The sequence below is a fragment of the Amycolatopsis sp. WQ 127309 genome (genome assembly GCF_023023025.1).
Classification (GTDB): domain Bacteria; phylum Actinomycetota; class Actinomycetes; order Mycobacteriales; family Pseudonocardiaceae; genus Amycolatopsis.
In genome coordinates this window covers 7,567,210-7,580,144 of sequence record NZ_CP095481.1, presented here as the reverse complement: position 1 = coordinate 7,580,144, position 12,935 = coordinate 7,567,210, and the positions used below count along the sequence as shown (strand labels likewise).

At 71.8% G+C, this 12,935-nt stretch carries 14 protein-coding genes; 3 read left to right on the top strand and 11 right to left on the bottom strand.

The window, feature by feature from the left end:
• Nucleotides 1–10: 10 nt before the first annotated feature.
• From MUY22_RS34155 to MUY22_RS34125, 7 genes are all read right to left on the bottom strand, one after another.
• Nucleotides 11–1,321, bottom strand: coding sequence for an alpha-glucosidase/alpha-galactosidase (locus tag MUY22_RS34155; RefSeq protein WP_247051295.1), 1,311 nt, complete (start codon nt 1,319–1,321; stop codon nt 11–13).
• A complete protein-coding gene (locus MUY22_RS34150) occupies nt 1,318–2,256 on the bottom strand; it encodes a carbohydrate kinase family protein (RefSeq protein WP_247051294.1) in 939 nt (312 codons plus the stop codon). The genes MUY22_RS34155 and MUY22_RS34150 overlap by 4 nt, the downstream gene beginning before the upstream one ends.
• Nucleotides 2,257–2,258: 2 nt before the next feature.
• On the bottom strand, nt 2,259–3,131 hold the full coding sequence (locus MUY22_RS34145) for a carbohydrate ABC transporter permease (RefSeq protein ID WP_247051293.1): 873 nt from the start codon (nt 3,129–3,131) through the stop codon (nt 2,259–2,261).
• On the bottom strand, nt 3,128–4,066 hold the full coding sequence (locus MUY22_RS34140; RefSeq protein WP_247051292.1) for a carbohydrate ABC transporter permease: 939 nt from the start codon (nt 4,064–4,066) through the stop codon (nt 3,128–3,130). Before MUY22_RS34140 ends, MUY22_RS34145 begins: the two co-directional genes overlap by 4 nt.
• 9 nt (nt 4,067–4,075) lie before the next feature.
• Nucleotides 4,076–5,344 carry an ABC transporter substrate-binding protein gene (locus tag MUY22_RS34135; protein WP_247051291.1) on the bottom strand — a complete coding sequence of 423 codons (1,269 nt, stop codon included), beginning with the start codon at nt 5,342–5,344 and terminating at the stop codon, nt 4,076–4,078.
• Entirely contained in the window at nt 5,344–6,168 is an 825-nt protein-coding gene (locus tag MUY22_RS34130) for an endo alpha-1,4 polygalactosaminidase (protein ID WP_247051290.1), read from the bottom strand. Before MUY22_RS34130 ends, MUY22_RS34135 begins: the two co-directional genes overlap by 1 nt.
• Nucleotides 6,169–6,367: 199 nt before the next feature.
• Complete coding sequence (locus tag MUY22_RS34125) at nt 6,368–6,904, bottom strand: TetR/AcrR family transcriptional regulator (RefSeq protein WP_247051289.1); 537 nt, start codon at nt 6,902–6,904, stop codon at nt 6,368–6,370.
• Nucleotides 6,905–6,981: 77 nt separating this feature from the next.
• On the opposite strand from MUY22_RS34125, the gene MUY22_RS34120 reads away from it, so the two are divergent.
• Nucleotides 6,982–8,442 (top strand): aldehyde dehydrogenase, encoded by a 1,461-nt coding sequence (locus MUY22_RS34120; protein ID WP_247051288.1) that lies wholly within the window; start codon nt 6,982–6,984, stop codon nt 8,440–8,442.
• Here the strand turns inward: MUY22_RS34120 and MUY22_RS34115 are convergent.
• The 4 genes from MUY22_RS34115 to MUY22_RS34100 form a co-directional block, all read right to left on the bottom strand.
• Nucleotides 8,426–8,596 (bottom strand): hypothetical protein, encoded by a 171-nt coding sequence (locus tag MUY22_RS34115; protein ID WP_247051287.1) that lies wholly within the window; start codon nt 8,594–8,596, stop codon nt 8,426–8,428. The two genes, MUY22_RS34120 and MUY22_RS34115, sit on opposite strands and share 17 nt — an antisense overlap.
• A 106-nt stretch (nt 8,597–8,702) precedes the next feature.
• Complete coding sequence (locus MUY22_RS34110; protein ID WP_247051286.1) at nt 8,703–9,251, bottom strand: pyridoxamine 5'-phosphate oxidase family protein; 549 nt, start codon at nt 9,249–9,251, stop codon at nt 8,703–8,705.
• A 16-nt stretch (nt 9,252–9,267) separates the two neighbouring features.
• A complete protein-coding gene (locus MUY22_RS34105; RefSeq protein ID WP_247051285.1) occupies nt 9,268–9,768 on the bottom strand; it encodes a helix-turn-helix domain-containing protein in 501 nt (166 codons plus the stop codon).
• A gap of 383 nt (nt 9,769–10,151) precedes the next feature.
• Entirely contained in the window at nt 10,152–11,297 is a 1,146-nt protein-coding gene (locus MUY22_RS34100) for an epoxide hydrolase family protein (protein WP_247051284.1), read from the bottom strand.
• A gap of 90 nt (nt 11,298–11,387) precedes the next feature.
• Here MUY22_RS34100 and MUY22_RS34095 point away from each other — a divergent pair, with 90 nt between their 5' ends.
• Both MUY22_RS34095 and MUY22_RS34090 read left to right on the top strand, forming a co-directional pair.
• Complete coding sequence (locus MUY22_RS34095; RefSeq protein ID WP_247051283.1) at nt 11,388–12,197, top strand: metalloregulator ArsR/SmtB family transcription factor; 810 nt, start codon at nt 11,388–11,390, stop codon at nt 12,195–12,197.
• Nucleotides 12,194–12,793 carry a dihydrofolate reductase family protein gene (locus MUY22_RS34090; protein ID WP_247051282.1) on the top strand — a complete coding sequence of 200 codons (600 nt, stop codon included), beginning with the start codon at nt 12,194–12,196 and terminating at the stop codon, nt 12,791–12,793. Before MUY22_RS34095 ends, MUY22_RS34090 begins: the two co-directional genes overlap by 4 nt.
• Nucleotides 12,794–12,935: the final 142 nt, after the last annotated feature.

The window sequence follows — 12,935 nt, the reverse complement described above, 5'->3', positions numbered from 1 at the left end:
TTCTCCTGAATCAGTGGCCGAGAAGGGTACGCAGTGCGGGCTGGAGACGGTCGCCGTGCGCGCGGACCAGGTCGTCGCACAGCTCCCAGATCCGCTCGACCGGCAGCGATGCCGCCGTGGCGGGGTCGGTCATCGCGGCGTGGCGGATGTGCCGCGGGTCGTCCTCGATCGCCGCGCGCACGACCAGGTCGTTCATGCTCAGGTACGTCCGGTTCAGCGCGGCCAGCTGCGGGGGCAGCGCGCCGATCCGGGTCGGCCGGACGCCGGTGCCGTCGACCAGGCACGGCACCTCGACCACACCACCCGTGGGCAGGTTCTCGATCAGGCCGCGGTTGACGACGTTGCCGTAGACCGTGCGCGGGGTGCCCGTGACGATGCTGTGGATGACCTGCGGCGCGTACTCGTTGGTGCCTTCGACGGGCAGGGGCTCACCGGCGGCGACGGCGTGGCGCGTCCGCTCGTACTCGGCCTCGTTCTCCGCGACGATCTCCAGGTACGCCCCGACCGGCAGCCGCAGCCGCTCGATCTCGCTGTCGTGGTGCAGGTACCAGGGCACGTACTCGGCGGAGTGCTCGCTGGTCTCGGTCGGGTAGAAGCCGAGCCGCCGGAACATGTCGAACCGGACGCGCCGCCGCAGCTGCTCGTCGCCCTCGGCCAGCGACGTCAGCCGCGGGTAGAGGTCGGTGCCGCCGTGCTCGAACCGCAGCACCCAGGCCTGGTGGTTGACGCCGGCCGCGACGTAGGTGACCTCGTCGAACGGCACCCCGACCAGCTCGGCGAGCCCGTGCACCGTCCAGTACACCGAGTGGCACAGCCCGACGACCCGCGTCAGCCCGGTGGCCTCGCTCAGGTACTGGACGTTCATCGCCATCGGGTTGGTGTAGTTGAGCAGCCACGCTTCCGGGCAGACGTCGGCGATGTCCGCGCCGAGTCCCTTCAGGAACGGGAACGTCCGCAGGGCGCGGAAGATCCCGCCGATGCCGAGGGTGTCGCCGATGGTCTGGCGCAGGCCGTAGCGGGCCGGGACGGCGAAGTCGGTACGCGTCGACTCCCCCATCCCGATCTGGACCATGTTCACGACGAAGTCCGCGTCCGCCAGCGCTTCCCGGCGGTCGGCGTGCGCGGTGAGCAGGGGTTTGACACCGCGGGCGGCGGCGATCTGCCGGGCCGCGGCCAGCGCCGTCGCCAGCCGTTCCGGGTCGATGTCGTGCAGGGCGACGTGCACGCCGTCCAGCTCGGAGTAGGTGAACAGGTCGGCGAGCAGGCCCTGGGTGAACACGACGCTGCCCGCGCCGACGAAGGTGATCTTGGGGGTGGTCATGCGTGATCCGATTCGGTGCGTTCGAGGTGGACGAGGACGTCGTCCCACGTGGCCTGGCCGGCGGTGCCGCCGCGGGCGCGGACCGAGAAGCCGCCGCAGACGACGCCGCAGCGCAGCGCCGTCCCGAGCGGCAGCCCGGCCAGGACGCCGGCGAGGAACCCGGCGTTGAAGCTGTCCCCGGCGCCGACGGTGTCGACGGCGGTCACCGGGATCCCCGGGGTGGTGGTGAGTTCGCCGTCGCGGCAGGCGAAAGCGCCGGCGGCGCCGTCCTTGACCACGACGGCCGGGCCGCGGGCGGCCAGCAGCGTGGCGGCCTCCCACGCGCCGGCCGCGCCCGTCAGCCGGCGTGCCTCGGCCGCGTTGGGCAGCAGGAAGTCCGTCTCTGACAACAGATCCCCGACTTCCCATCGCCCGGCCGGGTCGTCGTTCGTGTCGACGGACGTCGTCGCGCCGTGCCCGCGGGCGGCACGCAGCAGACCCGGCAACGAGGGCGCGAGCTTCGGGAGCAGGAAGCACGACGACGAGTGGACGTGCCGGCTCGCCGCGAGCAGCTCCGGCGGGACGTCGCCGGCGCCGATCGCGGCCAGGGTGCCCGGCGCGGTGACGATCGCGCGGTCGCCGTCGCGGGTCAGGACGGTGGTCAACGGCGTCGGCAAGGACGGGTCGATCCGCAACGCGCTGGTGTCGACGCCGCGTTCGTCGAGGGCGTCGCGGACGAACCGGCCGCCGGCGTCGTCGCCGACGCGCCCGGCGAAGGCGACCTTCAGGCCCAGCCGGGCGGCGCCGGCGGCGGTGATGGCGCCCGAGCCGCCGAGGGTGAGCACGCCGGAGTCGGCGAGCTGCTCCCGCTGGCCGAACGCCAGGTCCGTCCGTAGTGGACCGATGATGACGTCGGGGTTGGCGTCGCCGACCACGAGCAGGTCGAACCGGTGCACGCTCACCCCTTGAGCCCGCTGGAGGTGATGGACTGGATGAACGTCTTCTGCGCGCCGAGGAACGCGAGCAGCACCGGCAGCACGGTGATCACGTTGCCCGCCATCACCGCGGCCCAGTTGGTGTGGTGCTGGCCCTGGAACGTCGTCAGGCCCAGCTGCAGCGTGTAGACGGTGTCGTGGTTGAGCGCGATCAGCGGCCAGGTCAGGTCGTTCCAGGTGCTCAGGAACGTCAGCACGGCCACGGTGCTCAACGCAGGCCGCGACAGCGGCAGCACGATCGTGAACAGCACGCGCAGCCGCGAGCAGCCGTCGATCCAGGCGGCCTCTTCCAGTTCCCGGGGCAGGGACAGGAAGAACTGACGCAGCAGGAACACCGCGAACGGCGTCACCAGCGACGGCACGATGAGCGCGCCCAGGCTGTCGATCAGGCCGAGCTTCTTCATCACCAGGAACGTCGGGATCATGGTCAGCTGGAACGGGATCGCCATCGTCGCGATCATCAGCGCGAGCAGCGCCCGCGACCCGGCGAACCGCATCCGCGCGAACGCGTACCCGCCGAGCGCGCCGAACAGCAGGTTCGACACCACGGTCACCGCCGACACGATCAGCGAGTTCGTGAACCAGCGCACGAACAGGGCGTTGTCGAGGACGTAGCGGTAGCCCGAGAAGTCCACGTGGGACGGCCAGAGCGCGGGCGGGAACCGGTTGATCTCGGCGTTGCTCATCACCGAGCTGAGCAGCAGCCACACCAGCGGCGCGGCGAACACCACGGCCAGCGGCACGAGCAGCAGGTGCCAGGGGCTGAACGGCAGCCGCGGGCGGCGCAGCACGGGCAGCACCCGCGGCGCGGGCACGCTGTCGATCCGGGCGGTCATCGGAGCACCTTCCGAGCCATCTTCCGGGGCCGGCGGAGCAGGCGGACGGCGACCACGACGACCAGCAGGGCGACCGCGAGCACGTAGGCCGACGCCGCGCCGTAACCGGCGGTGAAGTTCTTGAACGCCTGCTCCCAGACGAAGTAGACGATCACCGTGGTGGAGCCGAGCGGGCCGCCCTTGGTCGTCACGTACACCAGGTCGAACACCTGCAGCGACGTGATCAGCTGCCACACCACCAGGAACGCCGTCACCGGCGTGATCGCCGGCAGCGTGACGTGCCGCAGCACGCGCCAGGTGCCCGCGCCGTCCAGCCGCGCGGCCTCGACCAGCGACGGCGGGACGTCCTGCAGCGCGGCCAGGTAGACGATGACGCAGAACCCGGTGCCGCTCCACAACGTGATGGCCACGAGCACCAGCAGCGCCTGCCCCGGATCGGTCAGGAACCCTTGCGGGGACACGCCGAGGTGGTGCAGCAGCGAGTTGGCCGCGCCGAACTGCGGGTCGAGGATGAACGAGAACAGCACGCCCTGCGCGGTCGCCGAGAGCACGAACGGCACGAAGACCAGCGTCCGGTAGACGCCGATCAGCCGGATGCGCCGGTTCAGCGCCTGCGCCAGCAGGAAGCCGAAGAAGATGCTCAGCGGGACGTAGAGCACCGTGTACAGCGCGGTGTTCCCGACGGCCTGGGCGAAGTTCGGGTCCTGGGCCAGCGCCGCGTAGTTGTCCCAGCCGACCCACCGGCTGGGCGTCACGAGGTCGTCGACCTGGAACGACAGCAGCAGCGACCAGGCCACGGGCACCACGCCGAGGCCGAGGATGATGAGCACGGCGGGTGAGACGTAGGCCCACGCGGCCGCGCTCTCACGGCGACGGCGCTTCTTGGCGTGAACCTGTGCGGGCGGGACGGTGATGGGCCTCGGCAGTCCGGGCATGGCGGCTCCCTAGCGGGGGATGATCAGGGCGGCGTCGGCGGCCGCGGCGCAGTCGCGCAGCGCGTCGGCCGGGGTGGCCCGGCCGAGCAACACGGCGACGATCGCGGTGCCGACGGCCGCCGACACCTGCGGGTAGGCCGGGTGCACCGGCCGGACCCGCGCGTTCTCGAGCGCGTCGACGAACACCGGCAGCCCCGGCGTCTCGGCGGTCTTCTCCTGCCACGCGGGCAGTTCCTGCGTCCGGCGGCTCAGTGGCAGGCTGCCGGCGCCCTCGTCCCAGCGGACGTCCTGGGCCGGGTCGGCCAGCCAGGCCAGGAACGTGCGCGCCGCCGCGACGCGCTCCTCGCCGTTGTCGAACAGCGTCCAGGTGTCCGGCCCGGAGATGGTGCCGGGACGGCCGCTGAAGCTGGGCAGCGGCACGACCGCGTAGTCGACGCCGGCGTCGGCGATGTCGGGCAGCTGCCACGGCCCGGTGGGGACCATGCCGATGTGCCCGGCTTCGAACGCCTGGTACATCTGCTCGCTGCCGGACTTCGGGTCGAGGTAGACGGCCTTCGCCGCGGCGAGGTCGCGGACGACTTCGAGGGCCCGCACCCCCTGGTCGGCGAACCCGATGCCGCGGCCGCCGGCGCCGATCACGTCGCCGCCGAGGTCCCACACCATCGGCCACAGCCGCCACACGGTGTCCTCGTCCCCGGTGGCGGGCCAAGCGGTGCCGAAGGTGCCGTTGGCCGCGTCGGTGAGCTTCTTCGCCGCCTCGACGAAGTCGCCCCACGTCCAGCCCGCGACGGGCAGCGGGATCCCGGCCGCGTCGAACAGCGTCTTGTTGCACACCACGGCCAGCGAGTCGAGCAGCGCCGGGACCGCGCGCACCCGGCCGTTGACCGTCACCGCTTCCCGTGCCGGGGCCCAGAAACCGGGCCCCGCGTCGACGAGGTCGGTGACGTCGACGACGCTCGGGCTGCGCGCGACGCTGGCGAGGTCCGAGCCGAAGACGTAGGCGATGTCGGGGAAGGACCCCGACGCCAGCGCCGCGGTGATCTTCTGCAGCATCGCGTCGGCGAGGACACCGCCGCCGAGGTCGATGCGGATCCCCGCGTGGGTCCGGTGGAAGTCCGCGACGAGCTCGTCGAGGACCTTCTTGCCGGTGTCGGTCTGGCCGTGCCAGACCTCGACCGTCACCGGCCCGCCGTCGCTCCCGACGGCCGCGCCGCACCCGGCCAGCGCGGTGCCGAGGGTGAGACCGCCGACACCGCGCAGGAAAACCCGCCGGTCCATCAGCAGGTCTTGCGGACGTAGCCGGACTCGCCCTTCGGGACGACGTCGAGGTCGCGGCGGACGATGCTGAGCGAGCTCCACCGGCTGCAGGCGGTCTTGAGACCGGCGTCGGTGTACTCGATGACGATCACGTGGTCGCCGAACGCGGGCGTGAACTCGCCGCAGTTCTTCTGCTGCCCGCACTCTTCGGCGATGGCGAAGTCGAGCCCGTTGGCCTGGCGCTGGCCGGCCAGCTCGCTGGTGTTCTTCTGGCCGATCGCGAGGCCCTTTTGGTGGGCGTGCGCGGAAAGCAGGCGGATGTAGGCCTGGGCGTCGCTGTCGGAGAGCAGGCCGCGGGAGCGCGTGAAGCTGTCGTAGTTGTCCGGCTCGATCGCCTGGTAACCGCGCGCGGCGCAGTCGTCGACCCAGGCGTTGACCTTGGCCGCGACGCGCGTGCGCTTGTCGGCGGTGTGCAGGTCGAGCAGCGCCTCGTCCCAGTCCTCGTCGACGACGACCTTGCCGTTCGCGTCGCGCAGCAGCAGGTCGCCCCACTCCCCCTCGGCGCCGGGCTGGGACTGGAAAGCGTTGACGTAGCAGATGTTGTAGAGCCCGGCGGCCGGTGCGGCCGTGTGGTCGCGGCTGACGACCTTGACGCCGGCGGGCGGGGTGTAGGCGCCGCCGATCTGGTAGTCGAAGCCCGCCTTGACCGGTGGCGGGGTGACCGCGGCCGGGGCGGCCGAGGCCGTGCACGCGCTACCGCCGAGGACGGCGGCCGCGAGCGCGGCACTGGCGAGGAACTGAACGCGGGAGAAGGGCATCATCGAACTCCGGATGATGGTGGGCACGACCCCGCCTCGGACCACGAGCGCGTCCTGGCGACTCAGTCCGGGCTCGCGGCGGAGGCCGACATACCGGCTGGGCGTACCTCTGACGTCGGGCGTCCGTTCCGACGTGCCCAGAAGTAAAGCGAGCAGGACCGGGCATGTCAAGTGCTCGATACTGGGGTTTCTCCGTCGTTAATGGACAGTTTCGAGCAGTTACAGCTCAGTGCGCGCCGACTCCGCGCAGCAGGGTGGCGACGAGCAGGTCCGCCGCCTCCGGGGCGCTCGACGGCTGCCGCGACGCCAGGTGCAGCAGCTGGATCACGACGTTGTACACCCAGCCGTCCGGGACGTCCGCCCGGAAGAAACCCTCCGCGGTGGCACGCGCGATGAACGCGTCCACCTCGGCGATCACCCGGCCGCGACGGTCCTGAATGGACGGTTCGGCCCGCATCCGGGTCAGCTCGACCGGCCACGTGCGGTTGACCTCGATGACGCCTTCGGCGTAGCGGTGCAGGGCCACCGGAACCGGCGCTTCGCGCAGCCGCGCGTGGCCGACGGCCTCCTCGACCGCCGTCAGCCGGGCGTCGTAGATCGCGGCCAGCAGCTCGTCACGGGACGCGAAGTGGCGGTAGACCGTGCGGCGGTCCACGCCGGCCGCGGCGGCGATCGCGGCCACGCCGGTCGCCGGGTCCTCGGCGAGCAGGCGCGCGCCCGTCGTCAGGACGGTCTCGAGGTTGCGGACCGCGTCGGCTCTCATACCGTGAGCTTACCGTCACAGCAGGAATGAGGTACGAGCCATAAGCGCTACAGTGGTGTGACAAATAGGAGGCGACCGTGATCACCTGCGACAAGCTCTTCATCGGCGGCGAATGGACCGAGCCGAGCGGCCCGGACCTGCTGGACCTGGTGTCCCCGCACGACCAGTCGCCGCTCGGCCGCGCCGCGCAGGCCCTCCCGGCCGACATCGACCGCGCCGTCGCCGCGGCCCGCGCCGCTTTCGACGCCGGCACCTGGCCGAACACTCCGCCCGCCGACCGGATCGCCGTGCTCCGCAAGCTCAACGCGCTGCGCGAGGCGCGCGCGGACGACGTCGCCACGATCATCTCCGCCGAGAACGGCTCGGCGCTCTGGTTCACCCGCGCGGGCCAGACCGGGCTGACCCGGCAGGCGAACGCCTACCTCGATGCGGCCGAGGCGTTCGGCTGGGAAGAGACCTTGACGCCGTCGGACCCGGGCGTGCCGGTCCGCTCGGTCGTGCGCCGGGAAGCGATCGGCGTGGTCGCCGCGATCATCCCGTGGAACTCGCCGTTCTCCGCCGCGCTGGCCAAGGTCATCCCGGCGCTGCTGGCCGGGAACACCGTGGTGCTCAAGGTTTCCCCGGAGAACTCGCTCAGCATGAACCTGCTCGCCGGGCTGCTGGCCGAGGCCGGGCTGCCGCGCGGCGTCGTCAGCGTGCTGCCGGCCGACCGCGAGACCAGCGAGTACCTGGTGAAGCACCCGGACGTCGACAAGGTCGCGTTCACCGGCTCGACCCGCGCGGGCCGCCGGATCGCTTCGCTGGCCGGCGAACAGCTCAAGCGCGTCAGCCTCGAACTCGGCGGCAAGTCCGCGGCGATCATCCTGCCCGACGCCGACCTCGGCGCGGCGATCCCGGGCCTGAGGTTCGGTTCCCTGCTCAACAACGGCGAGGCCTGCATCGCCCAGACCCGCATCCTCGCGCCGCGCGGCCGGTACGACGAGGTCGTCGCCGGGCTCAAGGAGATGGTCGAGTCGCTACCGGTCGGCGACCCCGCCGACGAGAAGACGTTCATCGGCCCGATGGTCCGGCCCGACCAGCAGCAGCGGGTGCGCGACTACATCTCGCTCGGCGTCGAGGAAGGCGCCCGGCTCGTCACCGGCGGCCCGGACGTCCCGGCCGGGCTGGAACTCGGCAACTACGTCACGCCGACGCTGTTCGCCGACGTCTCGAACACGATGCGCATCGCCCAGGAGGAGATCTTCGGGCCGGTGCTGGTGGTGATCGCCTACGACGACTCGGACGGCACCGAGGACGACGCCGTGCGCATCGCCAACGAGTCCGAATACGGGCTCTCCGGCGGGGTCTGGTCCGCGGACCGGGAGCACGCGCTCGCCGTCGCCCGCCGCCTGCGGACCGGCACCGTCACGGTCAACGGCGCGCCGATCGGCTTCGACGGCCCCTTCGGCGGCTTCAAGGCCAGCGGCTTCGGCCGCGAATACGGCGTTGTCGGGCTCACGCAGTACATCGAGTACAAGACCGTCACGGTGCCGGCGTGACCGCGTCGGTCGACGCCGCGGCCGGGTACCCCGAGCGCGCGTACGGCCGCCTGGACGTCCTGGTGAACAACGCGGGGTTGCCGCTGCCGCGGGAGTCGCCGTCGCCGCGGATCGTCAACGTGGCGAGCAACTCCGCGAGCTTCGCGAAGGCCACCGGGCCGGGATCGATGTTCGCCCGCTCGCACGACTCGTTCGCCTGCTCGGCGACGACGGCCGGACCGGCGGGTTCTTCGACGAGGACGGGCCCGCTGCCGTGGTGCTCAGCCGCGCGCGGGCACGGCGCTGGTGTGGGTGAACTCGACGGTCGAGAGCATCGAGGTGTCCGAGGCGGGCGTGCGCTGCCGGCCGAACGTGAGCACCTTCGCCGGCTCCACCGCGAAGATCAGGGCGTCGTTGCCGCCCTGGCGCAGGCCGTCGTCGCCCACCTCGTACTTCCAGCTGCCGTCCCACTTCTCGAGGTACGCGACGGCGAGGCGTTCGAGGGTCGGGCGGTCGGTGACGCGCCGCGCCTCACCCTCGACCATGACGTCGAGGCCGTCGTCCCAGCTGGTGCGGCCGGTCGTCAGCACGACGTGCGGGTTCACGGTCAGGTTGCGGCACTTCTGTTCGGTGGCCCCGGTCCCGAAGCAGAGCTTGCCGTCCAGCCACACCGCGACCAGCGGCGTGACGTGCGGGCGGCCGTCCGCACGGACGGTGGTGAGCCAGCTGATCTGCGCGGTTTCGAGCACTTCCCGCGTCGTGGCCCAGTCGGTGGGCCGCGTGCCGGGATCGCTGAACCGGTCGTCGAGGCGGATCGTCGGGTCGTTCATCGGTGAACTCCGATCATCAGTGGGTGAGGGAAGCGGTGTAGGCGGCCTCCATCCGGGCCGCGACGGTCGGACCGTCCGGCGCTTCTTCGTGGCGGGCGCCCGGTCCGAGGTGGGTTTCCCGCAGTTCGTCCATGAAGGCGTCCCACAGCGGCGGGCCGCCGGCGGTGAGCACCCCGGCGCGGGCGGCGTAGGCGTCGCCCACCGGGAGGTGCCGGACGCCCCAGGTGCTGAGCTGGACCAGCACGGGCACCAGCTCGATCGCCTGCTCGGTGAGGCTGTAGGTGACCTTCTGCTTGTGCGTGGGATCGCCGGCCCGGGTCAGCATCCCGTGCTCGACGAGCACGGCGAGCCGGTCGGCGAGGACGTTCGACGAGATCCGCTCGGGCCCGCCGAGCAGCTCGCGGAAGTGCCGCGCGCCGGCGAAAACGACGTCCCGCAGCACGAGCAGCGTCCAGCGGTCGCCGAAGATCTCCAGCGACAGGTTGATCGGACAGCCCGACCTCGTGTCCTTGCGCACTGCTCTCACCTCAGGACTGGTTGCATTACCGCACCAGTATGACGCACGGCGCCGTCGTCGGCAAACCGACGGCGATGAGGCCATCTTGAGGGTGCTGCGCCCGGCGCGCCGAGATGGGCCGAAGGGCAGTGGTCACCGCCTCGGTGATCTTCGGCAGCGGGATCACCGACGCCGCAACGGGGTCCACCCAGGGGCCGACTGCGTCTTCCACCGAGCCGGCACCGAAGGGCGAGTCAGCGCCCCGGACTCGGACCACATCAGCTACGCGTCGCACGCCTCGTTCAGCGATCCGGACGACAACAGGCTGGGCGCTCCAGGAGATCACCACGCGACTGCCCGGTCGAGTGATCGACGTGACGTCCTTCCGGGTACGTGAGCCGCGGTCAGCGGTAGGGGCGGAAGAACTCCCGCAGCTCCCGGGCGTAGACCTCCGGCTCCTCGAACGCGGCGAAGTGCCCGCCGTGCTCGGGTTCGGTGACGCGCACGGTGTTCGCCGTGCGCTCCAGCCACGCCCGCGGTGGCCGCACGACGTCGCCCCGGAACAACGCGAACCCGGACGGCACCTCCACCCGGCGGGCGAGCTGCTCGGCCGGGATCGCCGAGTTCGCGTGGTACATGCGCATCGACGAGCCGATCGTGCCGGTCAGCCAGTAGATCATGACGTTCGTCAGGATCTCGTCCTTCGTGTAGCTCCGCTCGATGTCACCGCCGGTGTCGCTCCAGCTCTGCAGCTTTTCGACGATCCACGCGGCCAGCCCGGCCGGCGAGTCGTTGAGGGCCGCCGCCGCTGTTTGCGGCTTCGTGCGGTGCATCGCGGCGTACGCGCCCTCCGTCGCACCCCACGCCGCGACGGTCTCGAACCACGCGAGCTCCTCCGGCGCCAGCTCCGCCCGGTCGCCCGAGAAGATCGGGAGGCCCGCGTCCGTGCGGTGGACCGCCACCACCCGGTCCGGGTGGTCGAGCGCGAGGTACCGGCTGACGTGGCTGCCCACGTCCCCGCCCGCCGCGCCGAACCGTGCGTAACCCAAGCCCGCCATCAGTTCCGCCCACAACCCGGCGACGGCGATGGAGTCCAGCGGCGGCCCGGCCGGCCGGTCGGAGTAGCCGAAGCCCGGCATGTCGGGCACGACCACGTCGAACGCGTCGGCGGGGTCGCCACCGTGCGCGCCCGGGTCGGTCAGCAGCGGGATCACCTTGCTGTAGCGCCAGAACGAGTCCGGCCAGCCGTGGCTGAGCACGAGCGGGAACGCGGGCCCGGCCGCCTTCGCGTGCACGAAGTGGATGCCGAGGCCGCCGACCGGGGCCCGGAACCGGGGCAGCTCCCCCAGCTCGGCTTCCCGCGCGGGCCAGTCGAACCCGTCGGCCCAGTAGGCGACCAGCTCGCGGAGGTAGCCGACGTCGGTCCCGAGCGACCACCCGGCGTCCTCCGGCGAGTCCGGGAAGCGGGTCGCGCGCAGCCGTGCGCGCAGGTCGTCGAGCACCGCGGGCTCGGTCTTCGGGGCGAACGGCTCAGGCGTGATCTCCGGCATGCCCGCACCCTACGACCCGATACGGCGGCCGGAATCCCGCCCGAAGACATTCCTTGACAAGAATATTCTTTCCAGTGAATACTTCAGGACATGGACGAGATCGCGGCAGCACTGGGAGACGGCGCGCGGTGGCGCATCGTGGAGCTCCTCGCGGAGCGGCCGCGGTCCGTCGGCGAGCTGGCCGAGCGCACCGGCCTGCGGCAACCGCAGACCACCAAGCACCTGCAGACCCTCGCCCGCGCCGGCCTCGTCACCATGGCCCCGCTCGGGCAGCGCCGGGTCTACGCGCTCAAAGCCGGCCCGCTCGCCGCTTTCGAAGCGCGGTTACGGGAGCTGGTCGGCGCCATCGAGGCGCACGCCGGCACCCGGGACGTCCTGGCGCGCTACCAGGCCGCGATCGAGGCGGAGACCGCCGCCGCGGACCGGCGGCAGTGGGCGGACGGACGCACCTTCTCCTTCGACCGCGTCCTGCCGGTGGCCCCGGACGTCGTGTGGCGGCACTGGGTCGACCCGGACCTGCTCGCGTCGTGGTGGGCGCCGCCGTCGCTGACGATCACCGAGTGCGTCCTCGAGCCGGCACCCGGCGGGCGCGTCGTGCTCGATTACCGCGACGCCGAAGGGCGCTACCGCTCCGAAGGACGGGTCCACGCCGCCGACGGACCCGGGCACCTCGCGTTCGAGCTCTCGGTGCTCGACGCGGCCGGGAAGGTCTCCTTCACCGGCCATTACGACCTGACGCTGACCGCGGATCCGGGCGGCACCCGTCTGCGGCTCGGCCTGCGCATCACCGAAACGACCGTCGAGGCCGCCGCGTTCGTCGCCGGGATCGAAACCGGCTGGGGCCAGGTGCTCGACAACCTCACCGCCACACTCATCCGACAAGAAGGACCACGCTCATGACCAGCACCACCGGCCGCAAGGTCACCGCGAACATCGCCCTCACCCTCGACGGGCACTACAACGGCCCCGCCGGCCCCGCCGACTTCGGCGCCATCGCCCCGTACGTGACCACCGAAGTCGCCCGGGACCACATGACGCGCATCTGGGAGAACGCGACGACGGCGGTGCTCGGCCGCACCAACGCCGAAGGCTTCCTCGGCTTCTGGCCGTCGGTCGCCGGGGACGAGAACGCCGACCCGCGCGACCGCGGCTACGCGAAGTGGCTCGTCGACACGGAGAAGGTCGTCCTGTCGACCACCCTGACCGAGGCGCCGTGGGAGCGCGCCCGCGTCGTGAACGCCCCCGCGGCCGACGTCGTCACCGGCCTCAAGGCCACCGGCACGGGCGAGATCCTCGTCAACAGCAGCGCGAGCGTCATCAAGCCGCTCCTCGCGGCGGACCTGATCGACCGGCTCTACCTGCTCATCTGCCCCGAGATCACCGGTGGCGGCGGCCGCCTGTTCGAGGACGGCCTGCCCGCGACCCAGTGGACGCTCGCCCGCCACGAAACCGGGGTGCTGGGCGAAACCGCCGTGATCTACGACCGCGTGCGCTGAACCGGCGGCTTCACCCGAAGCGCTTTGTCGACGCGGCAGGTCTTCGCGCCCCGATCACCCGACCGGGGCGGGGAGCCGAGTGAAAGATCACCATCCGGATTGCCGGGTTCCGGGGCCGGTGGCAGCGTCGGACGCGCCCGAA